The organism is Ruegeria sp. AF7 (assembly GCF_056541885.1).
In genome coordinates, this window is record NZ_JBQFYX010000001.1 from 425,046 (window position 1) to 447,076 (window position 22,031).

Below are 22,031 nucleotides of genomic sequence, written 5' to 3' on the forward strand. Positions count from 1 at the left end.
GCTCAGGCGTTAGAATCGGTGCACCGATACCATCGCCTGGGAGGCTTCGATGACCGGAAAAGCCCGCAAGAAAGCCAGTGATTTTGATCCGCGTATCCTAGAGATATTCGACGGATATGTGCACGGTACGATGTCCAAGCGTGAGTTCATTTCAAAAGCCGGTAAATACACGGCTGCCGGAATGACAGGCGCAATGATTCTGGACCAGTTGCAACCTAATTACGCCTGGGCTCAACAGGTGGCCCCGGACGATCCCGCGATCCAAACCATGGTGGTCGCATATGACAGCCCGGACGGGCACCGCGAAACCAGCGGCCTGATGGCGATGCCGGCAAATGCCGAAGGAAAATTGCCAGCGGTACTGGTCGTGCACGAGAACCGGGGTCTAAACCCCTATATCGAGGACGTTGTGCGCCGCGCGGCCAAGGCCGGTTTTCTGGCTTTTGGACCTGATGGGTTGTCGCCCCTTGGCGGCTATCCAGGTACTGATGAAGAAGGGCGCGAGATGCAGCGCTCGATGGACCGGGAAAAACTGATGGCGGATTTTTTCGCGGCTTTTGAGTTCCTTCGTGATCATGATCTTTCAACCGGCAAAGTTGGCGCTGTCGGCTTCTGCTATGGCGGAGGTGTTTGCAACGCGTTGGCCGTAGCCTATCCGGACCTTGCGGCCTCGGTGCCATTCTACGGTCGGCAACCACCAGCCGAAGATGTTCCGTCCATCGAAGCACCTCTTATGATCCACTATGCCGGTCTGGATGAGCGTATCAACGCTGGATGGCCTGCATATTCAGAGGCGCTGAAAGCCAATCAAAAGAAATTCAGCGTGCACTTCTATCCGGACGTCAATCACGGCTTTCACAACGATACGACGCCCAGATATGACGAAGCCGCGGCAAATCTGGCATGGAGCCGGACCATCGCTTTTTTCAATGCCTACCTGACATGAACTGAACCCCGGGAATCGTCGAACCGGTGCCCGGGGTTACTGTCATTCTTCCTCGTCGCCCTGATCTGCGATCCACGCGACGCTGACGACTTCTTCGCCCTTGCCGGTATTGAACACCTTCACGCCACCTGCGGATCTTGAGCGGAAAGAGATACCATCGACCGGCACCCGGATAGATTGGCCTTTCGATGTGGCCAGCATGATCTGATCGTCGATCTCGACCGGGAAGGATGCAACCAAGTCCCCGCCGCGCATGGCCTTGTCCATCGCCGCCACACCCATGCCGCCACGTCCGCGCACAGGATAGTCGTGGCTTGAACTCAACTTGCCTGCACCACCAGCGGTGATAGTGAGGATAAGGTTTTCGGCAGCCGACATCTCGGCGTATTTTTCCTGGCTGAAATCGCTGCTTGCTGCGGCTTCCTCGTCTTCACCAGCGTCTTCTTCGGTAAGCCCCGCGACCGCACGCCGCATCTTGAGATAGGCCACACGATCTTCGGGTGTCGCCTCGAAATGACGGATCACGGACATCGACACGACGCGGTCACCGTTGGTCAGCCTGATCCCTCGGACACCTGTGGATTCGCGCGAGTTGAAGACACGCACGTCAGTTGTCCGGAAGCGGATCGCGCGGCCGGAATTGGTGACCAGCATCACGTCTTCGTCTTCCGAACAGATGCGCGCATTCACCAGTTCAATGCCGTCGGGCAGCTTCATGGCAATCTTGCCGTTGCGCCGGACATTGGTGAAGTCCGACAACCGGTTACGACGCACGTCACCTGCGCTGGTGGCAAAGACGATCTGGAGGTTTTCCCATTCCTCGTCCGGTACATCCACGGGCATGATCGCGGCGATGGAAACGCCAGTTGGGATCGGAAGGATGTTGACGATGGCCTTACCTTTGCCGGTGCGCCCGGATTGGGGCAAGCGCCAGGTCTTGAGCTTGTAGACCATCCCGTCCGTCGTGAAGAACAGCAGCTGTGTATGGGTGTTTGCAACGAAGAGGTTGGTCACAACGTCCTCTTCCTTGGTCTGCATCCCCGACAGGCCCTTGCCACCGCGTTTCTGGGCGCGGAAATCTGCCAGCGGCGTGCGTTTGATGTACCCGCCCGAAGTGACGGTCACGACCATGTCTTCACGCTCGATCAGGTCTTCGTCTTCCATGTCACCGGACCAGTCGACGATCTCAGTGCGGCGGTCGACCGCGAACTGTTCACGCACGCTGCGCAGCTCATCAGCGATGATGCCCATGATCCGTTCGCGTGAGGACAGAATATCAAGGTATTCCTTGATCTTGGCCGCCAGTTCTTCCAGCTCGTCCGTGACCTCTTTGACGCCCAGTTGGGTCAGGCGTTGCAAGCGCAACTCCAGAATGGCACGGGCCTGAACCTCAGTCAGATTATAGGTGCCATCGTCATTCATCTTGGACAGAGGATCATCGATCAGGCGCAAATAGCCTTCGATGTCGGAGGCAGGCCAACGGCGGGTCATCAGTTTTTCGCGGGCCTCGGCGGCGTCAGCAGACGACCGGATCGTTGCGACCACTTCATCGACATTGGACACCGCCACAGCCAGACCACACAAGATGTGGCTGCGTTCGCGCGCCTTGCGCAGGTCATAGGCCGTACGGCGGGCAACGACATCTTCACGGAAGTCGATGAACGAGGTCAGGAACCGGCGCAGGGTCAGCTGTTCGGGGCGGCCACCATTCAGCGCCAGCATATTGCAGCCAAAGGAGGTCTGCATCGGCGAAAAGCGGTAGAGCTGGTTCAGCACCACCTCGGGCGTCGCATCGCGCTTGAGCTCAACCACAACGCGTACGCCGTTGCGGTCGGATTCGTCCTGTACATGGGCCACGCCTTCGATCCGCTTCTCGCGAACCGCCTCGGCGATCTTTTCGATCATCGCGGCCTTGTTCACCTGATAGGGAATCTCGTCGACAACGATGGCATAGCGGTCCTTGCGGATTTCTTCCACTCGGGTCTTGGCGCGGATGATGACGCTGCCGCGGCCCTCCAGATAGGCCTTGCGCGCACCTGAGCGCCCAAGCATCACGCCACCAGTTGGAAAGTCGGGGCCGGGGACGTATTCGATCAACTGTTCTGATGTAAGGTCGGGATCGTCGATCAGCGCCAAAGTCGCATCGACCACTTCGCCAAGGTTGTGCGGCGGAATGTTTGTCGCCATCCCCACGGCGATACCTCCGGCACCATTGACCAGCATGTTCGGGAAACGGGCCGGCAGAACTGTCGGTTCCCGGTCCTTGCCGTCATAGTTGTCCTGAAAATCGACCGTTTCTTTTTCGATATCAGCCAACAGGGAAGCGGCGGGCTTGTCCATCCGCACTTCGGTATACCGCATAGCCGCTGGGTTATCGCCGTCCATCGAGCCAAAGTTGCCCTGACCATCCAGCAGCGGCAGCGACATCGAGAAATCCTGCGCCATCCTCACCAGTGCGTCATAGATCGCACTGTCACCATGCGGGTGATACTTACCCATCACGTCGCCCACCGGGCGTGCCGATTTGCGGTACGCCTTATCGTGCGTGTTCCCCGTCTCGTGCATTGCATAAAGGATACGCCGGTGCACCGGTTTTAGCCCGTCGCGCAAATCAGGGATCGCGCGGCTGACGATGACCGACATGGCATAGTCCAGATAGGACGTGCGCATTTCGGATTCGATGGAAACCGTCGGGCCGTCATAGACTGGGCGCTCGGGCGGGGTTTCATCCATGTTTTCAGGAATTTCTGGCGTATCGCTCACGTAAACTGCCCGTGTCTTGTTCTGGGTCTATATCTTGTGGGTGTATCTTATCAGACCCGGCACATAAGGTGCAAGCAAGCAGCGCCTTTACGGGGAAATTCCCCGGTAATACTCAAGTAACATATTGTTATATAAGTATTAGAAGGTTTTCGTGGTATCTTGAGCAGGCCTTGTATCAAACAGGAGGTCTGCATGAATCCAAGCGAAACCGAATTGATGCTCAAGGGGTACGGGCTGACGACGGCGGAGTTTTTCTATCATATGCCAGACTATATCCACGTCTTGAACACGTTCATCTGGCAGGATTACGACCTTGCGCCGGATCATCCGAAATTGTTCAAATTCATCGACTTCTGGCAGCGCGAAATCGAAGGCCCGCTGCATTCCGTCAAATTCACCCATCGCAAAATGATCGCACCGGGTGAGTGGCGCAACATGGTAGGAGAGTTTCGTGTGAACTGAGCGAGGGGCAAGCGCAGTTTCCGTTTATGCTTGCTCCTCAAACAATGAACCGAAGCGGTCGGCGCGTGTCTGATGATGCGTCTGAAATGAAATCAGGAACTTCCTGACCCAATCAGCCAGAACAACTGGCGCCGCCCAGCACGCAGAATTTGGCACAGTGGGGGTGGTTCAGGTGAACGTCAGCCTCGGATTCGGCCAGAGAATGACCCATCTCGAATTCCGGCTCGTAGGGCAGCAGCGTGCAGGCCAACACGGCGGGCCGGTCAGCGCCTTTCCGTTTCACCACCATGCGGGCGCTGGCGCACATCAATGCGTCGGGTGACTTGTTCAGTATTCCCCAGCAAGCCGTTGTAATCTCGGGTACTTCGACAGTTTCGTCCATCTCGGGGAATAGGACGGTCTGTGCCGGGTTATGCGGGTCAATGTCAAAGCCGTGCTCTGTAAAGAATGCGGCATAACCCGCACGACTTTCCGTGTCAGACTCATCCCAAACGGTGCGTCCGGCGACAGCCATGTTAAAGCCGTGATCGCGCAGCCACTTCATACCCGTCAGGGTTTTTTCAAAGCTTCCTTTGCCGCGTTCAAGGTCGTGCAGTTCTGCCCGGTAATGATCTACGGAAACACGCAGGGTCATCTTGTCATTGAATGTCTTTTGCAATGCCAGCAGCCCGTCGCGCATCTTGCGGCGCATCATTGGGGCCATCGCGTTGGTCAGAATCAGCACTTCGTACCCACGCTCCAGCGCGTCGCGTGTCATGTCGATCATCTCGGGGTTCATGAAGGGCTCGCCGCCCGTAAAACCAATTTCACGCACCGGCCAATTGCGGGCTTTGATCTGATCAAGATAGTCACGAACCTCGTCCGCAGTGATATAAACCAGCGCGTCATTGGTCGGGCTGCTGGCGATATAGCAGTTGACGCATTCAATATTGCACAGCGTGCCGGTATTGAACCACAGCGTCTGAGGGTTGGTAAGGGAAACCTTTGCGCGGGTCTGGCCGTCGGCCGTTACCAGTTTACGCTGAAACTTGCCGACATTGGCAAGCTGAGGGGCGTTGTCTTTCATTCCCACATCCGGTTCGTTGAAGTTATCAAACTGATCTAGCCCTTTGTCGCGGATTTGGTAAGTCTGGCGCAGAGGTTCTGACAGAGTTTTGAACAGCGAGATTTATTAAGCTTTGGTTGCGCTAACATTGGACATGCCGGAAGGGTCAGGGTAAGGACAACTCATGGTTTCACGTGTCATCCCTGTTGATCCATTTGATCTGATCATTTTCGGCGGCACCGGTGATCTGGCGCAGCGCAAAATCCTGCCTGCGCTTTACCGTCGGTATTGTGCGGGTCAGTGGCACGAGGATGCCCGGATAATAGCAGCCGCGCGTGCCGGTCATTCGGCGGATGATTTTCGTAACATGGTTGCTGCGTCGCTGCATCGGCACGCTTCGGAACGGGCGCAGGATTCGCAAGCCCTGAACCGTTTCCTGCAACGGGTCGACTATGTATCGCTGGATGCCCTGACGACGGATGGTTGGGATGTACTGGGCGAAAAACTCTCGCCCGACCGGGTTCGCGCTTTCTATTTCTCGGTCGGTCCCAGCCTGTTCGGGCCATTGGCCCAGCGGGTTAGGGCGTATGATCTGGTGACAGAAGAAACCCGTATCGTGGTCGAAAAGCCGTTTGGACATGATTTGGCAAGCGCACGGGACTTGAATGCAACACTGGCCGCGCATTTTGATGAAAATCAAATCTACCGGATCGACCATTATCTGGGCAAGGAAACCGTCCAGAATCTGATGGCGGTCCGGTTTGGCAATATGCTGTTCGAACCGCTGTGGAACAGCCAGTATGTCGACCATATTCAGATAACGGTTGCGGAAACTGTTGGTGTCGCAGGGCGCGAAGACTATTATGAGCGGGCGGGTGCGATGCGGGACATGGTGCAGAACCACTTAATGCAGCTGCTCTGCCTGATTGCGATGGAACCTCCGGCCAAGTTTGATCCTGACGCAGTTCGGGATGAAAAGCTTAAAGTGATCCGGGCGCTTGATCCGGTTGAACCGCACCACATCGTGCGGGGGCAGTTTGCGGCCGGTCCAGACGGGCCAGGATACCGGGACTGCGTTGGCAATCCGCGATCAACCACCGAAAGCTATGTGGCGTTGAAGGCCCATATCAGCAATTGGCGTTGGGCAGGTACACCGTTCTACCTGCGCACCGGTAAGCGTCTGGTGGCGCGCTCGTCGGTGATCAACGTGATGTTCAAGGACGCGCCGCATTCGATATTCGGGGAAGAGGCGGGGCGTCATGCAAATACGTTGTCGATCCGGTTGCAGCCGAACGAGGGGATCACGCTGAAGGTGACGATCAAGGAACCCGGGCAGGGGGGGATGCGACTGATCGACGTTCCCTTGGACATGAGCTTTGCCGAAGCCCTGGGCCCCGAAAATCAGGACCCGCCAGATGCGTATGAACGCCTGGTGATGGACGTGATCCGCGGAAACCAGACCCTGTTCATGCGCGGGGATGAGGTTGAGGCCGCCTGGGCCTGGACCGATCCGATTATCGCCGGATGGTTGGCACGTGGGGACGTACCAAAGCCTTATGACAGCGGCAGCACAGGGCCGGGCGACGCCGAACTTCTGATGAAACGTGACGGACGTCACTGGCAAGGGATAAAGCCATGAAAATTCAGGAATATGCTGATCGCGAAATGCTTGCCATCGACGTGGCCAACGTGCTGGCGGGCGACCTAGAGGCCGCATTGCTGCACCATGATACCGTTGCAATGGCCGTTCCCGGGGGAACAACTCCGGGCCCTGTTTTTGATAGCCTGTGTGCCGCTGATCTTGAATGGGATCGTGTGCGTGTGTTGCCGACGGATGAACGCTGTGTGCCAGCAGATCATGACCGCTCGAACGAACGTTTGATCCGCGAAAGGTTGCTGACCAGCCGGGCTTCAGTGGCGCAATATATTCCGCTTTATGTCCCTGGTTCAGAACCTGAGGCAGCGTTGCCCGAAATCGAGTCGCTGATTGCGCCGGTATTGCCATTGTCGGTGCTGGTACTAGGAATGGGCGAAGACATGCACACGGCCTCATTGTTTCCGGGAATGGAAGGGCTGGACGAGGCATTGCGCAGTGATGCACCTACGTTGATCGTCGCCCGGACCGAAACGCAGCCAGAGGCGCGAATTTCCCTGACCGCTCCGGTCCTGGACGGGGCGCTGTCGAAACACCTGATCATCTATGGACAGGCAAAACGCGCCGTTCTTGAAAAAGCCATGTCGCTACCACCGGAAGAGGCACCGATCGCCGCAGTTCTTGGTGGCATGACCGTACACTGGGCGGAGTAAGGCAATGCATCTGGATGCTTTGAGAACACTGGCTCAGACGACAAGTGACCGTCGTATCCTTGACCTGTTTGCGGCAGATGCAAACCGGGCCGAAGTATTTTCAGCCTCAACCGGGGATGTGGTATTCGACTATTCAAAAACACAGATCGATGATGTGGTGCGATCCGCGCTCATTCAATTGTGTGCAGAGGCTGGTCTTGCGTCTCGGCGTGATGCGATGTTCGCGGGCGAGAAGATCAACGAGACCGAAGGGCGCGCGGTGTTGCACACGGCCTTGCGCAACCTTGATGGCGGGCCGGTTGAAGTGGACGGTCAGGACGTTATGCCCGAGGTTCTGGATACGCTGCAACGGATGCGCGTGTTCGCGGAAGAGGTGCGCGGCGGCGCTATCGCTGGGGCGGGGGGCAACTTTACCGATGTGGTCAATATCGGCATTGGCGGGTCAGACCTGGGCCCTGTCATGGCCACGTTGGCGCTGGCACCTTATCACGATGGGCCGCGGGTGCATTACGTCTCGAATGTGGATGGGGCGCATATTGCGGACACGTTGCGGCAGCTTGACCCGACGCGCACGCTGGTCATTGTCGCCTCAAAAACCTTTACCACAATCGAAACGATGACCAATGCGCGCACCGCCCGCGCGTGGATGTCAGAAGGCGGCGGCGATCCGTCGCGCCAATTCGCCGCCGTTTCCAGCGCTCTGGACAAGACGAAGGCCTTCGGTATTCCCGAGGCGCATGTATTTGGTTTCGCCGATTGGGTCGGTGGGCGTTATTCGGTTTGGGGGCCGGTCGGCTTGCCGGTCATGGTTGCTGTTGGTTCAAACGCATTTGACGCGTTTTTACGCGGCGGGCAGGCGATGGATCTGCATTTCCGCTCGGCTGACTGGGATGAAAACATGCCTGTGATGCTGGCCTTGGTTGGCATCTGGCATCGACAAGTTCTGGGGCATACCAGTCGTGCGGTGCTGCCTTATGACCAGCGGCTTTTGCGTCTGCCCGCATATTTCCAGCAGTTAGAAATGGAATCGAATGGCAAATCCGTGGCGATGGATGGGTCGTCCTTGACCATGCCTTCAGGACCTGTCGTCTGGGGTGAGCCGGGCACCAATGGACAACACGCGTTTTACCAGCTGATACATCAGGGCACGGATGCCATTCCCTGCGAATTCATGGTTGCGGCCGAGGGGCATGAACCAGAACTGACCCATCACCACCGTCTGCTTTTGGCCAATTGTCTGGCGCAGTCCGAGGCCCTGATGCGTGGCCGTTCGTTCGAAGAAGCGCGCCAACGCATGACGCAGCAGGGGTATCTGGGTGATGAACTGGACCGGCAGGCCCGGCACCGGGTTTTCCCCGGCAATCGTCCCTCGACAACATTGATTTACCCCAAACTCACACCGTTTGTGTTGGGTCAGATTATTGCGCTTTATGAACACCGGGTGTTTGTCGAAGGCGTGTTGCTGGGCATCAACTCTTTCGACCAGTGGGGGGTTGAGCTGGGCAAGGAACTGGCCAATTCGCTTGGCCCCATCGTGGATGGCGAAGAAAGCGCCGAGGGCAAGGATGGGTCGACCGCAGCATTGGTCGCCTACGCGCTGAAACACCGGGATTAGGCGACGGGATGTATTCCGCTACCGGTGTGGGCTGCATTCTCTTATTGTCAGACAATTAAATGATTGGCAGGGTTCCTTCTAGGAAACGGCTGGACTGACGTGACGGGGAACACCCCTGCCTGTCAGTGCCAGACGGAACAGGCAGGGGCCAGGCAAGGTCCCGCCCATGACGGGAGGATGTCCATGCTGGGACAGATGATGACACAGCCTTTGCTGATTTCGTCGCTGATTGATCACGCACAGCGTTACCACGGTCAGACCGAGATTTTCTCGGTCGAAACGGATGGATCAGTGACAGAAACCAATTGGTCCGAGATAGCCGTGAACGCCCGGCGTTTGGCGTCGGCCCTGACGCAGCTGGGTCTGGAGCCGCAGGACAGGGTCGGGACGCTGGCCTGGAACAATCGTCGGCATCTGGAGATCTATTATGCCACCTCGGGTGCGGGATATGTCTGTCACACGGTCAATCCGAGGCTTTTTCCTGAACAACTGACTTACATTATCAACCATGCTCAGGATCGGGTGTTGTTCTTTGATGCAACCTTCGTCCCGCTGGTTGCTGCCTTGCACGGTGCGCTGACGGATGTTCGCCATTTTGTTCTGATGGGCCCCCGCAACGATGACGCTGCAGCAAAGATACCCGACCTGAAATTTTATGATGAGCTGATCGAAACCGGTGACGCGGCCTTTGATTGGCCTGAACTGGATGAAAACACCGCGTCAGGGCTGTGTTACACGTCGGGTACAACCGGCCATCCCAAGGGGGTTCTTTATTCCCACAGATCGACGGTCCTGCACAGTTTCGCGTCGAATACGCGCGACGTGATCGGCTTTTCGGCGATGGATGTCGTGATGCCCGTCGTTCCTATGTTCCACGTTAATGCATGGGGCTCGCCTTATGCCTGCGCCATGTCCGGATCGCGACTGGTTTTACCCGGCCCGGATTTGCATGGCGAGGCGCTGGTCAATCTGATCGACACCTATGGCGTGACGCTGGCCATGGGGGTGCCTACAATCTGGCAGGGACTGTTGGCGCATGCAGCCAAATGCGGGACGAGTTTGAAAAGCCTCGAACGGACCGTGATTGGAGGTGCCGCTTGCCCACCTTCGATGATGGAGACTTTCCGGAATAAATATGACGTCGATACGGTACATGCGTGGGGAATGAGCGAGATGAGCCCGCTTGGTACGGCCAACTACCCATTGGCCAAACATCTGGTGCTGCCGCTTGAAGAACAACACCTTATCCGTCTGAGTCAGGGTCGGCCACCGTTTGGGGTTGAACTGAAAATCGTGGATGATGACGGCAAAGATCTGCCACATGACGGTGAAACGCAGGGCGATCTGATGGTGCGGGGGCATTGGGTACTGGACAGCTATTTCCTGATGCAGGATCAGGATCTGTTGCAAGACGGTTGGTTCGCCACAGGCGATGTCGCAACGCTGGACACCGATGGTTACATGACCATTCGTGACCGATCCAAGGACATCATCAAGTCCGGAGGGGAGTGGATCAGCTCGGTCGAACTTGAAAACATCGCTGTTGCGCATCCGAAACTGGCAACTGCCGCCGTGGTCGGTGTTCCGCATCCGAAATGGGACGAACGCCCCTTGCTAGTTGCAGTAAGGGCTGATGGCGAGAATCCAAGCGAAAAGGAACTTCTGGCCTTTTTCGAAGGGAAAATTGCCAAATGGCAGATTCCGGACAAGGTTGTTTTTGTTGACGCGCTGCCGCTGAACGCAACCGGAAAGGTGCTGAAACGCAACCTGCGTGCAGATTTCAAGGATGCCCTTGCGGGGTGAGATGTGATCTAGCGGGGTAAATTGGCTCCGGCGGTAGGGATCGAACCTACGACCAATTGATTAACAGTCAACTGCTCTACCGCTGAGCTACGCCGGAACGGTCCGCGCCGTATAGCAACCGGAGTATCCGGCGTCCAGAGGGCGGTCATCATTTTTTCAACGAAAAAGCCCCAGAATACCGATGTGGTTTCTGACCCTGACAAAAGGTTGAATATTGGGAAGTTTTGGCTCCGGCGGTAGGGATCGAACCTACGACCAATTGATTAACAGTCAACTGCTCTACCGCTGAGCTACGCCGGAACTGAGGGGCGTATAGCAACCCGGAATCCCGGCGTCCAGAGGTTAAGCACGCGAACTTTGAAAATTTTTCGCGGCTTCATAGATCTTTGCGAAAAACCGCTGTGGCAGATAGTTCGCCGAGCGGTGACACCTGTTTTTTTCCCGTCAGATCAACGAGGTGGGCAAAAACATTCCGCTCCGCGGCTGACAGCAGTGTCGCGGGTGTGTCGGTGTAGATACGTTCGGCCAGGTGCCGCGCCGATCCGTCTGCTTCCTCGAGCGCGGACAGAATCTGGGCTTCGCGGTTTTGCCTGTGCCGGATCAGCCAATCCAATCGCGCGGCGGGGTCTGTAATCGGTGCACCGTGGCCCGCGTGAAAAACGGACCAATCGCGCGCGCGCAGGCGGTGGCAGGCCGTCATGAAATCGGTCAGGTCTCCGTCCGGTGGCGACACCAGCGAACTGGCCCATCCCATCACATGGTCGGCGGTGAAACAGGTATCCTGCCATGCCAGGGCAATGTGGTTTCCCAGATGCCCCGGAGTGTGAATAACCTCAAGCTGCCAGTCATCGCCAAAGATGACCTCACCATCCGCAACCTCGATATCCGGACGAAACGCGGTGTCGATGCCTTCGCCACCTCCGGCCAATCCACGCGCTGCAAGGGTCGCCATAACAGCGCTGCGACCGGATTCGGGACCACCAAACGCATAGATCGCAGCCCCTGTTCGCGCAGCAAGGGGTGCTGCCAAGGGTGAGTGATCCAGATGTGTGTGCGTGACGAGTATGTGGCTGATTCTCTGGCCAGGTCGCAGTTCATTCAGGATCGCGTTCAAATGCTCTTCGCTTGCGGGGCCGGGATCAATGACGGCAATGTCACGATCGCCCAGCAGATAGGTGTTGGTGCCGCGATAGGTCATCGGTGACGGGTTGGGGGCCAGAATGCGCCGAAGACCCGGTTGCAATTCTGTCGCAACACCAGCGGGTGGATTGAATTCGTCTGGTGCCTGCATTCTGTGCTCTTTCTCTTGTCCGGGCAGCCCGCTAGGTTTAGCGCATGTCCACGCACTGGCTCAAACCATATATGCCACGCAGCCTTTATGCCCGAGCAGCGCTGATTCTGGTTCTTCCTGTGATCGCGTTGCTGCTGGTTGTAGGAGTTTCCTTTCTTCAAAAGCATCTGGAAGATGTCACTGACCAGATGACGCGCGCAGCCTCAAGGGAAGTGATGCTGATCACCACCATGATGGACAGGGCCGAGACGCAGCACCAGGCCTTGGCCGAAGTGCGCCCGGATCTTCTGGCGCTGGAAATGCAGGCCAGATTTCTGCCCCCCAACGAAACTCCCAAATTAGATCGTCCACGGTGGTACGACTTCATAGCGCCGCAGGTCGAGGCCGAGCTTCGCGCAAGGTTGCCAGAGCTGAGTGCTGTTGCGTTGCCAAGCAGCCGCGAAGCGCGTCTGTACCTGGATACGCATCTGGGGGTGCTGGAACTGACCTTTGACCGGCGCAGATTGTCGCCAGCGGCGCCGCATCAGTTGATCGTGACGATGCTGTTTTTCGCGATCATAATGACCTCGATTTCATTTCTGTACATGCGAAACCAGTTGCGCCCCATCACACGGCTGGCCAATGCGGCACAGGCGTTTGGACGAGGGCGGAGCGTACCATATTCACCGGGCGGTGCCATCGAAGTACGCGCGGCGGGGAATGCGTTTTTGGATATGCGGTCACGGATCGAACGTCAGATCGAACAACGGACGCTGATGTTATCCGGCGTCAGTCATGACCTGCGCACGCCTCTGACGCGCCTGAAACTTGGACTGGCAATGTTACCCGAGGATGAGGCACGACCTTTGCTAAAGGACGTTGCGGAAATGCAGTCCTTGGTTGATGCATTCCTCGAATTCTCACGCGGGGCGTCCGAAGGATCGCCGGAGGAAATCAATCCGGCTGAGTTTGTTCGACAGATTGTAGATGACGCGACACGAGCCGGGCATCCAGCCGAACTGGTCGCTGTCGAAGGGCAGGGAACGGCAATGCTGCGCCCCATGGCTGTTCGTCGGGCCGTTGAAAACCTCATCGGCAATGCCGTGCGCTACGGCAGCCGGGCCGAGGTCAGCCTGTCACTAAACACAAAGTCATTGCGCATCCGTGTTGAAGATGATGGCCCTGGAATTCCCGCAGAGCAGCGCACAGAGGCGGTCAAACCCTTTACGCGGCTCGACCCTGCGCGCAATCAGAATCAGGGTAGTGGCGTGGGTTTGGGGTTGGCGATCGTGGCGGACGTTGCGCGAGCCCATGGTGGCACTCTGCGATTGGCCAAAAGTGAACGCTTGGGTGGTTTGTGCGCCGATATCATAATCGGCCGGTAAACTGACACCTTCACCGGTTCAAAGCCGCGTCAACATGACGATATTCTGAACCGAGGCGCTGGATTTCTCGCGAAAAGATTTCGGAGTTATTCCGCAAGACCTGTCATCCCATGGCGATTAAATCGAAACTGGAAATCGGTGAGCTGGACCAAAGACTTTGAATTCGAACCGCATTTGGACTGGCTGCACAGGTCAGGATGAATGCTTGTTGTCAAAAACGCAAACAAAACCAGTGGGATGTGCGGGGTGTTCAAGGCGCGTGGCGGTGATTTGGTAGGCCCGGAGGGACTCGAACCCCCAACCAAAGCGTTATGAGCGCTCTGCTCTAACCAATTGAGCTACAGGCCCGCCTAGGCGCATTGCGTATCACGGTGAACAGCCGCGTCAAGCCTGACCGTTGCAACAAACGCCACAATCGAATAACCCGCCCGCAAAGCATTCAAAAGGAACTGGCCATGACAGCGGGCAAGAACGGAATCACCTATGCCGATGCAGGCGTGGATATTGACGCGGGCAATGCTCTGGTTGACCGGATCAAGCCCGCAGCAAAGCGAACCAACCGCCCCGGCGTGATGAGCGGTCTGGGCGGTTTCGGCGCATTGTTCGATCTGAAGGCTGCCGGGTATCACGATCCCATTCTGGTTGGTGCCACGGACGGGGTTGGTACAAAACTGCGAATTGCGATCGATACCGGCGTCGTGGACGGGGTTGGCATCGATCTGGTGGCCATGTGTGTCAATGACCTGATCTGTCAGGGGGCCGAGCCCCTGTTTTTTCTCGACTATTTCGCGACAGGCAAGTTGGACACAGATACAGCCGCACGGATCATTGAAGGAATTGCCGAAGGGTGTGCGCAATCCGGCTGTGCTCTGATTGGTGGCGAAACTGCCGAGATGCCCGGCATGTACCCTGATGGCGATTTCGATCTGGCCGGCTTCTCAGTCGGGGCAATGGAACGCGGCGCTGACCTGCCTTCCGGAGTGCAGGCGGGGGACGTGCTGCTTGGTCTGGCCTCGAACGGAGTGCATTCCAACGGGTATTCACTGGTACGTAAACTCGTCGAACTGTCTGGTCTGGGCTGGGATGCACCGTGCCCCTTTGGTGTAGGTTCGCTGGGCGAGGCGCTGCTTACACCGACGCGCCTTTATGTCAAACCGGCCCTGTCCGCGATCCGCGAAGGTGGAGTTCACGCACTGGCCCATATCACCGGTGGCGGTCTGACCGAGAACCTGCCGCGCGTATTGCCGGAAGGGTTGGGGGCCCAGATTGATCTGGACAGCTGGCAATTGCCGTCTGTTTTCAGCTGGATGGCGCAGATTGGCGGTATCGCGGAAGCTGAGATGCTCAAGACCTTCAACTGTGGCATCGGTCTGATCATGGTGTGCGATCCAGATAAGGCCGATCAGCTTTCGACCTTGCTGGCCGAGGCTGGCGAGACGGTGTCGCGGATCGGTACGGTCACCGAAACGCCCGGAGTTGCCTATTCGGGCAAACTGCTGTGAACCACAAGCGCGTCGCGATCCTGATTTCTGGGGGCGGGTCCAACATGGTGTCGCTTGTCGACAGCATGACCGGTGATCATCCGGCGCGGCCCTGTTTGGTTCTGTCCAACAATGCGCAGGCGGGCGGGCTGAAAAAAGCTGCGGACCGTGGCATTCCGACCGCAGTGGTTGATCACCGGCCATTCAAGGGCAATCGCGCAGCCTTTGAGGCTGAGTTGCTGAAGCCTTTGGAAGAAGCGCGGCCGGATATTGTCTGCCTGGCCGGTTTCATGCGGGTCCTGACTGCGGATTTCGTTACCCGCTTTCAGGGGCGAATGTTGAACATCCATCCGTCATTGCTGCCCAAATACAAGGGGTTACATACCCACGCGCGCGCAATTGAAGCGGGAGATGCGGAACATGGATGTTCGGTTCATGAGGTGACGGCGGCCCTGGATGATGGCCCGATTTTGGGGCAGGCGCGGGTGGATATCGAACCAGCAGATACCCCGGACACTTTGGCCGCAAAAGTTCTGATCCGGGAACATGAACTTTATCCGGCGGTGCTGCGCCGCTTTGCTGAAGGCAACAGGTCACCTGTTCTCATGCCGTGAGGTTCCGAGGGTGATTTACACTCGCCTGAAAATCGTCCTATGGTCGTCGGTATCGCTTGGGGGCGAGGGAAATTACGGGCACTCACAAGAGCAAGAGCAAAACTAGTACGGCGCATGAAAACTCTGACGACGACGCAAGAACTGGCCGATTTCTGCAAGGCGGCCGCAAGCTATCCATATATCACAGTCGATACCGAGTTTCTGCGCGAGCGGACCTATTATTCGAAACTGTGCCTCGTGCAACTGGCGGTTCCCTCTGATGATGAAGACAGCGCGGTTCTGGTCGATCCGTTAGTGGATGGCCTGTCCCTCGAACCTCTGTATGAGCTTTTCCGAAACGAGAACGTGGTCAAGGTGTTCCACGCCGCGCGTCAGGATCTTGAGATATTCTGGGTCGAGGCGGGTGTGTTCCCCAACCCGTTGTTCGACACACAGGTCGCCGCAATGGTCTGCGGGTTTGGTGAGCAGGTCGGCTATGAGACGCTGGTACGGAAAATCTGCAAACAGGGCGTCGACAAGACGTCGCGGTTCACCGATTGGTCCCGTCGTCCTTTGACGGAAGCCCAGAAAACGTATGCATTGGCGGATGTAACGCATCTGCGCAAGATCTACGAATATCTTGCCGCGGAACTCAATAAAACGATGCGCAACCACTGGGTGGCTGAAGAGTTGCGTACACTGACGCAGCCTGCCACGTATGATATCCGTCCCGAAGAGGCGTGGAAGCGGGTCAAAACGCGAACGAACTCGGCTAAGTTCCTGGCCGTCGTACGTGAGTTGGCGCAGTTTCGCGAAGGGTATGCGCAGGAGCATAACGTGCCGCGCAACCGGGTCTTCAAGGATGACGCCTTGATCGAACTGGCGTCGACCAAGCCCAAGACAATCGCCGATCTCGGTGGATCGCGCCTTTTGTTGCGCGAGGCGCGAAAAGGACCGATTGCCGAAGGTATTCTTGCTGCGGTGACGAAGGGCACAAATTGTCCGCAGGAAAATCTGCCGAAGATCGACAATTCTCGTGACAACCTGAAGGTCAACCCGGCTTTGGCCGACTTGCTTCGGGTTCTGCTGAAATCCAAAACCGAAAGTTCGGGCGTTGCGGCCAAGCTGATCGCAACAAGTTCCGAGTTGGACCAGATTGCCGCGGGCGAGCGAGAATTGCCCGCGATGTCAGGTTGGCGTTACGAAGTCTTTGGTGAAGACGCGCTGAAACTGTGCGAGGGGAAAATCGCGCTGGCGGCCAAAGGGCAGGCGGTCAAGGTCGTCTCACTTTAACGGCGATTACCGCCGCCGCGATTCCAAGGTGTTCTGTTGCCCGACGACACGGATCAGGCGAATGCCTTCAAGATCCTGAGTCGAAACATTTATGGCATCCGACACCATTCTTGTTCGTTCAGATCCTTGCGGGGTCTCTGAGTTGGGGTAGTTCACGCGGAATACAAATTCCAGAATTCCCTTTTCTTTGTTTTCTTCTGAATTAACCGAAACCAAGCGTGCGTTATAGGCACCCTGCCGAAGCGCGGTGCCAGAGGAATAAATGATCGCGCCTGACGGTATTGGCTCGATCCGCAGCTCATCGATTTTGGCGATTGGAACACTGGTGTCTTCGGCATCTGGGCGCGAAAACAGGCCGCTTCCCTCTCTTGCCTTGGGAACCAACGCATCGGCGGCATTTGGGTCCGGCGGTGTTTCAGACTTCACAGACTTGCTGGAGCCAAACCAGTTTGACGGATTCACCCGCGAGTCGCGCCAGCTGCCGCAGGCAGTCAGGGTCAGCATGGCGATGATAAGAACGAACAGAGACTTTTGCATAGACCCACTGCTTTTCACACGAATTCAGACAATGGGTTAGCGTATATTCTTCGCGTTGAAAAGCCACAGCTGGGGCTGGACAGCAGGTGGTCGTCGGCATAGGTCACATTGTGATTTCAACGAAAGGATCACTGCGCCATGGCCACGCCTGCCTTTGAAGACATTGTCGAGGATTTCGAGTTTCTCGAAGACTGGGAAGACCGGTATCGCCATGTCATCGAACAGGGCAAGGCGATGGAGCCTTTGGATGACGCGTTGAAGGTTCCGGCGACAAAGGTTCACGGCTGCGCCAGTCAGGTCTGGCTGCACCCGATGATCGAAGCAGGTGTGTTCAAGTTTGATGGTGACAGTGACGCGCTGATCGTTCGCGGGCTGATCGCCGTGCTTCGGTCCCTATACAACGGGCTGCCGGTGTCCGAGGTGCCGCAGGTCGATGCGGCAGCGGAACTGGCCCGATTGGGCTTGAACGACCATCTTTCAGCGCAGCGGTCCAATGGATTGCGGGCCATGATCGAACGCATCCGCCAGGTCGCACAGGAAAACGCCTGAGGTCACTCAGGGCGGTTTGCCCAGTCTGACAAAGTGGTTTCCAGATCGCCGTAGCCGGTGAAACGCCGTTCGAACGCCAATCCCATGCGATCCGCGCATTCCCGTGCGCGTTCGGTCAGTTTCGGATCGTCGATCTGGGCCTGATAAATCAGTTTGGTGTAATTGCCGAAATACATGTCCCGCAGTTCCGGGTGGCGATCCAGACCCAGTGGTTTCCAGACAAATGCGTCGAACTGGCGGGCCAGAAAATCAGTCAAGTAGAAGGCAGTTGTTTCGTCCTCGCCGCGTTCCTGAAAGGCCTGATTGCCTTCGAAGAACGAATAGCAATGAGGGCCTTTTACCATCTCGACGCCCAGTTTTTCACAAGCGGATTGCAGCAGACCTCCGGTTCCGCAATCGGCGTAAACCACATAGATTTTTTCGAACCTGTCGCGGTGTTTGGCCACGCTGTCTTCAACTGCTTGTGTGATCCGTTCCGGGTGAACATGCAGGATTGCAGGCAGGCAGGTCAGCGCCATGTGATCCCAGCCGTTGCGCGTTTTGATATCCAGAATTTCGCGAGCAAGCGCCCCGCAGGCGATCAGCAGGATGCTTGCGTTTTCCACGCCGTCATAACCTTTGGTCGTCAGGCTTGCATCATCTGGTAACGTATCGCTTGGCATGGATCGGCATCCTTATGGGCTCATGGCACAAGAGAATGAAAACAGCTTGCAGGCAAGCCTTCTTCCGACATCTCTTGTCAGGCTGCCGACGTTCGTGTTTCGAATGCCGATAACAGAGGCCGAGCGGGTGGGCCGTAGGCGACAGTACCTTGCTTTGATATCTCGGGGAACAAGGACAGGATCTCTTGTTGGGCTGACTGTTCAAGGGCGTTCCAGCTTTGGGCGCCGGGATGAAAGCTCTCGCTCAGGCAGCCTTCCGACCAGAGCAGCTCATGCTGATCAAACTGAATGTGAATGTAGGTTACGACCCCGCCGGGTTTGAGGATGATGTCATGTCCGTTGATCAGGTGTTTGGCGGGGGCCAGTGCTTCGTTTTGGCCGGTATGCAGTTCCAGGCGCCAGCTCTGGATCAGCATCCTGTGTTGCTGCGACACCAGCAGATCGCGGGTGTTCCCAAGCGCGCCTGCCTTGAACAGGACCGGCGCGAACGCGCCAACCGCCTGAACCAGCCGCTGCCCAACCCAGCGCACCGTTTGAAACCCGTGATCAAGGGTTTCCACCCAGTCGCCGGGGCGCAGCGTTTCCACTGGGCGTTCCCCTTTGCGGGTTCTGATCAGCGTGCCAGAGGTAAAGCAGGGGACCAGGTCCCAGTCTTCACGGCTGGACACCATGCCTGAATATCGATTGCCAGCAAGGCTGTTGAAGGTGATCGAATGTATAGGCCCCGCTTCCAGAGCGGCTTGATCTGCATTGGCCGAGAACTCAGGCACCAAATATGTGTTGCCATCCACATCCTGCGCGACAACGGCAGTATTGTTTGCACTTGTGCCGTCGAAATAAGTGACGGTGGCGTGGTACACTGATGTGCCATCAAAGGTTTGCGGCGCGCCGCCGTTGATCGAAAACCGATCATTGGCAGACATGTTGTTCATGTCATAGGCAGAGCCGGAGTTTCCAACCACGTTCCACGTCACGCTGTTATGCGCCAACGGCGCGTCCGCGTGACCGAAGGTTTGCCCAACCAGGGCAGAGGCGTTTTCGGCGACATTGTTGCCCTCGGCGATATCGATATCGGCAAGTTTGCCCAACGAAATGGCTGTGAAAGACTGCGGCACGGAACCCCCGAAACTTGGACGTTTCGGTTTTTAACCGCACTTTCGTTTACAAACGGATAAACGATACACCTCATGAAGGGGCGGAGCGCTAAAACGAAAAAGACCACCCGAAACGGGCGGCCTTCTAAGAAAAACCTTAAAGGTCTTAGCCAGCCAGTTGGTTGTGCTTGCGGCCCACGAAATCCTTGGCGGTTTCCACTGCAACTGCAGCGTCACGGCAGTAGGCGTCTGCACCGATGGCTTTGCCGAACTCTTCGTTCAGCGGCGCGCCACCGACCAGAACAATGTAATCGTCGCGCACGCCCTGTTCGACCAGGGTGTCGATAACGACTTTCATGTAGGGCATCGTGGTGGTCAGCAGGGCGGACATGCCCAGAATGTCGGGCTGTTCCGTCTCCAGTGCTTCCAGGTAATTCTCGACCGGGTTGTTGATTCCCAGATCTACAACCTCGAATCCTGCACCTTCCATCATCATCGACACAAGGTTCTTGCCGATATCGTGGATGTCACCCTTCACGGTGCCGATGACCATCTTGCCAACACGCGGAGCACCGGTTTCGGCCAGCAGCGGCTTGAGGATCGACATGCCGCCTTTCATCGCGTTGGCTGCCAGCAGAACCTCGGGAACGAACAGAATGCCGTCGCGGAAGTCATGGCCCACAATGGTCATGCCGCCAACCAGAGCTTTGGTCAGGATGTCATACGGCGTCCATCCGCGTTCCAGCAGGATATTGGTGCCTTCTTCGATCTCTTCTTTCAATCCGTCATAGAGATCGTCGAACATCTGATCGACCAGTTCGTCATCATTCAGTTCGGACAGGACGATATCTTCTTCGTCGGACATGGGGTATTCCCTGTGCTGGGCGGGCCATCGGCCCGTGGTGGCATTTTTTCCGTTTTGGCCAAAACGTCGCATTCTGACTGTGACGATTGCGACGTTGGTCGTTTCGGGACCGACCTATATGCCAAAAATGGCACCGGCTCGATTGAAAAGTCTGCAATATTATCCTGTTTATTTTTCATCAATGCTTCCCGGTTTCTTCGCGGTGCTGGCTTGCACAGGATTCGTTTCAGGCTTATCGTGAGATAGGAACAAAAAGGGAACATATGTGCCGTGAGCATCGGGCATATCATCAAAGCAAGGGGGGTGACGTCCAATACGACCGGGCGGTTTGAACGGTTTGCAACGCAGGCTGTTGATGACGGGTGGGACATCGATGAAGACTTGCCGCCCTTGCGAACCGAGACGCGGGATGAGGTGGCGCGCAGTGCTATCACCTATAACCGTTCACCTGATTTGCCTTTTGATCGTTCGATCAACCCATATCGGGGGTGTGAGCATGGCTGTGTCTATTGTTTCGCCAGACCAAGCCATGCCTATCTGGGCTTGTCCGCAGGACTGGATTTCGAAACCCGCCTTATTGCGCGCCCCAACATGAGCATCGTTCTGCGCAAGGAACTGTCGGAAAAGTCCTACAAGGTCGCCACGCTCGCGATCGGGACAAACACTGACCCTTACCAGCCCATCGAAAAAAACCGCCTGATTACAAGGTCGTGCCTTGAGGTCTTGCAAGAATTCAACCACCCGGTCGCAATCGTGACCAAAGGAACATTGATCGAGCGTGATCTGGATATTCTGGCTGACATGGCCAGCCGGGGATTGGCGCGGGTTGGTATATCGCTCACCACGCTGGATGCAGGTCTGTCCCGGCGGATGGAGCCTCGCGCACCGTCTCCGGCGCGTCGGTTGCAGACGATCAGAGCGTTGACCGATGCGGGCGTTCCGGTTCGCGTGATGACCTCGCCTATTGTGCCTGGGCTGACAGATCATGAGTTGGAGAGCCTGTTGGACGCTGGAAAAGAGGCGGGCGCAGATGCGGCAAGCTGGATCATGTTGCGATTGCCCCGCGAAGTCTCTCATCTTTGGCAGGACTGGCTGGCAGAGCACGAACCCGCCCGTGCAGAAAAGGTCATGTCCAAGCTGCGTGAAATGCATGGCGGGCGCGACTATGATCCGCGCTGGGGGCACAGGATGCGGGGTGAGGGGGAATACGCCGAGCTCATCGCCCTGAGGTTTGCTAAAACCTGCAAAAGACTGGGGCTTTCGATCAAATCCGCTCCGTTAAGATGCGGCCTGTTTGCAGTTCCGCCGCAACCCGGGGATCAAATGAGCTTGTTCTGAAACCAAATGCCGAACCGTCCGCT

19 protein-coding genes and 3 tRNA genes are annotated in these 22,031 nt (G+C 56.9%); 12 read left to right on the forward strand and 10 right to left on the reverse strand.

Annotated features, from left to right (window positions below; translation table 11 throughout):
• The first annotated feature begins 49 nt into the window (after window positions 1-49).
• Window positions 50-946, forward strand: a complete 897-nt coding sequence (gene yghX, locus ACR0AP_RS02150) for a YghX family hydrolase (RefSeq protein ID WP_480505013.1) — start codon at window positions 50-52, stop codon at window positions 944-946.
• Between the two features lie 42 nt (window positions 947-988).
• Here the strand turns inward: yghX and gyrA are convergent, their stop codons facing one another.
• The gene (gene gyrA / locus ACR0AP_RS02155; RefSeq protein WP_480485510.1) at window positions 989-3,709 is read right to left on the reverse strand and encodes a DNA gyrase subunit A; all 2,721 of its coding nucleotides are present in this window, start codon (window positions 3,707-3,709) and stop codon (window positions 989-991) included.
• Window positions 3,710-3,901: 192 nt separating this feature from the next.
• Here gyrA and ACR0AP_RS02160 point away from each other — a divergent pair, with 192 nt between their 5' ends.
• Window positions 3,902-4,171 (forward strand): usg protein, encoded by a 270-nt coding sequence (locus ACR0AP_RS02160; protein WP_267366492.1) that lies wholly within the window; start codon window positions 3,902-3,904, stop codon window positions 4,169-4,171.
• 112 nt (window positions 4,172-4,283) lie between these two features.
• On the opposite strand, the gene ACR0AP_RS02165 is transcribed toward ACR0AP_RS02160, so the two are convergent.
• On the reverse strand, window positions 4,284-5,237 hold the full coding sequence (locus ACR0AP_RS02165; RefSeq protein WP_480505015.1) for a radical SAM protein: 954 nt from the start codon (window positions 5,235-5,237) through the stop codon (window positions 4,284-4,286).
• Between the two features lie 163 nt (window positions 5,238-5,400).
• Between ACR0AP_RS02165 and zwf the strand changes: the two genes are divergently transcribed.
• The 4 genes from zwf to ACR0AP_RS02185 all read left to right on the forward strand — a co-directional run bounded on the left by zwf (window position 5,401) and on the right by ACR0AP_RS02185 (window position 10,941).
• Window positions 5,401-6,855 carry a glucose-6-phosphate dehydrogenase gene (gene zwf / locus ACR0AP_RS02170; RefSeq protein ID WP_480505017.1) on the forward strand — a complete coding sequence of 485 codons (1,455 nt, stop codon included), beginning with the start codon at window positions 5,401-5,403 and terminating at the stop codon, window positions 6,853-6,855.
• The gene (pgl, locus tag ACR0AP_RS02175) at window positions 6,852-7,523 is read left to right on the forward strand and encodes a 6-phosphogluconolactonase (protein WP_480505019.1); all 672 of its coding nucleotides are present in this window, start codon (window positions 6,852-6,854) and stop codon (window positions 7,521-7,523) included. The genes zwf and pgl overlap by 4 nt, the downstream gene beginning before the upstream one ends.
• A 4-nt stretch (window positions 7,524-7,527) precedes the next feature.
• On the forward strand, window positions 7,528-9,138 hold the full coding sequence (pgi, locus tag ACR0AP_RS02180; protein ID WP_480505021.1) for a glucose-6-phosphate isomerase: 1,611 nt from the start codon (window positions 7,528-7,530) through the stop codon (window positions 9,136-9,138).
• Between the two features lie 183 nt (window positions 9,139-9,321).
• Window positions 9,322-10,941 carry a long-chain-fatty-acid--CoA ligase gene (locus ACR0AP_RS02185; RefSeq protein WP_480505023.1) on the forward strand — a complete coding sequence of 540 codons (1,620 nt, stop codon included), beginning with the start codon at window positions 9,322-9,324 and terminating at the stop codon, window positions 10,939-10,941.
• Window positions 10,942-10,963: 22 nt separating this feature from the next.
• Here the strand turns inward: ACR0AP_RS02185 and ACR0AP_RS02190 are convergent.
• From ACR0AP_RS02190 to ACR0AP_RS02200, 3 genes are all read right to left on the reverse strand, one after another.
• Window positions 10,964-11,038 (reverse strand) — tRNA-Asn (locus ACR0AP_RS02190).
• A gap of 128 nt (window positions 11,039-11,166) precedes the next feature.
• Window positions 11,167-11,241, reverse strand: a tRNA-Asn gene (locus tag ACR0AP_RS02195).
• A gap of 76 nt (window positions 11,242-11,317) precedes the next feature.
• On the reverse strand, window positions 11,318-12,232 hold the full coding sequence (locus tag ACR0AP_RS02200) for an MBL fold metallo-hydrolase (RefSeq protein WP_480505025.1): 915 nt from the start codon (window positions 12,230-12,232) through the stop codon (window positions 11,318-11,320).
• 44 nt (window positions 12,233-12,276) lie between these two features.
• On the opposite strand from ACR0AP_RS02200, the gene ACR0AP_RS02205 reads away from it, so the two are divergent.
• Window positions 12,277-13,596 (forward strand): ATP-binding protein, encoded by a 1,320-nt coding sequence (locus ACR0AP_RS02205; protein ID WP_480505027.1) that lies wholly within the window; start codon window positions 12,277-12,279, stop codon window positions 13,594-13,596.
• A 271-nt stretch (window positions 13,597-13,867) separates the two neighbouring features.
• On the opposite strand, the gene ACR0AP_RS02210 is transcribed toward ACR0AP_RS02205, so the two are convergent.
• Window positions 13,868-13,944 (reverse strand) — tRNA-Ile (locus tag ACR0AP_RS02210).
• 107 nt (window positions 13,945-14,051) lie between these two features.
• Here ACR0AP_RS02210 and purM point away from each other — a divergent pair.
• The 3 genes from purM (at window position 14,052) to rnd (ending at window position 16,963) form a co-directional block, all read left to right on the forward strand.
• Window positions 14,052-15,098 carry a phosphoribosylformylglycinamidine cyclo-ligase gene (gene purM, locus ACR0AP_RS02215; RefSeq protein ID WP_480505029.1) on the forward strand — a complete coding sequence of 349 codons (1,047 nt, stop codon included), beginning with the start codon at window positions 14,052-14,054 and terminating at the stop codon, window positions 15,096-15,098.
• Window positions 15,095-15,691 carry a phosphoribosylglycinamide formyltransferase gene (gene purN / locus ACR0AP_RS02220; protein WP_480505031.1) on the forward strand — a complete coding sequence of 199 codons (597 nt, stop codon included), beginning with the start codon at window positions 15,095-15,097 and terminating at the stop codon, window positions 15,689-15,691. The genes purM and purN overlap by 4 nt, the downstream gene beginning before the upstream one ends.
• Before the next feature lie 114 nt (window positions 15,692-15,805).
• Window positions 15,806-16,963 (forward strand): ribonuclease D, encoded by a 1,158-nt coding sequence (gene rnd / locus ACR0AP_RS02225; protein WP_480505033.1) that lies wholly within the window; start codon window positions 15,806-15,808, stop codon window positions 16,961-16,963.
• A gap of 6 nt (window positions 16,964-16,969) precedes the next feature.
• Here rnd and ACR0AP_RS02230 read toward each other — a convergent pair whose 3' ends face one another.
• Window positions 16,970-17,500, reverse strand: a complete 531-nt coding sequence (locus tag ACR0AP_RS02230) for a hypothetical protein (protein ID WP_480480758.1) — start codon at window positions 17,498-17,500, stop codon at window positions 16,970-16,972.
• 138 nt (window positions 17,501-17,638) lie between these two features.
• Here ACR0AP_RS02230 and ACR0AP_RS02235 point away from each other — a divergent pair, with 138 nt between their 5' ends.
• The gene (locus ACR0AP_RS02235) at window positions 17,639-18,049 is read left to right on the forward strand and encodes a SufE family protein (protein ID WP_267367543.1); all 411 of its coding nucleotides are present in this window, start codon (window positions 17,639-17,641) and stop codon (window positions 18,047-18,049) included.
• 2 nt (window positions 18,050-18,051) lie between these two features.
• Here the strand turns inward: ACR0AP_RS02235 and ACR0AP_RS02240 are convergent, their stop codons facing one another.
• The 3 genes from ACR0AP_RS02240 to ACR0AP_RS02250 all read right to left on the reverse strand — a co-directional run bounded on the left by ACR0AP_RS02240 (window position 18,052) and on the right by ACR0AP_RS02250 (window position 20,670).
• On the reverse strand, window positions 18,052-18,711 hold the full coding sequence (locus tag ACR0AP_RS02240) for a DUF1638 domain-containing protein (RefSeq protein ID WP_480480760.1): 660 nt from the start codon (window positions 18,709-18,711) through the stop codon (window positions 18,052-18,054).
• A 77-nt stretch (window positions 18,712-18,788) separates the two neighbouring features.
• On the reverse strand, window positions 18,789-19,826 hold the full coding sequence (locus ACR0AP_RS02245) for a Hint domain-containing protein (protein WP_480505035.1): 1,038 nt from the start codon (window positions 19,824-19,826) through the stop codon (window positions 18,789-18,791).
• A 145-nt stretch (window positions 19,827-19,971) separates the two neighbouring features.
• Window positions 19,972-20,670, reverse strand: a complete 699-nt coding sequence (locus ACR0AP_RS02250; protein WP_209503809.1) for a corrinoid protein — start codon at window positions 20,668-20,670, stop codon at window positions 19,972-19,974.
• A 270-nt stretch (window positions 20,671-20,940) separates the two neighbouring features.
• Between ACR0AP_RS02250 and ACR0AP_RS02255 the strand changes: the two genes are divergently transcribed.
• Window positions 20,941-22,008 (forward strand): PA0069 family radical SAM protein, encoded by a 1,068-nt coding sequence (locus tag ACR0AP_RS02255; RefSeq protein WP_480505037.1) that lies wholly within the window; start codon window positions 20,941-20,943, stop codon window positions 22,006-22,008.
• Window positions 22,009-22,031 lie beyond the last annotated feature (23 nt).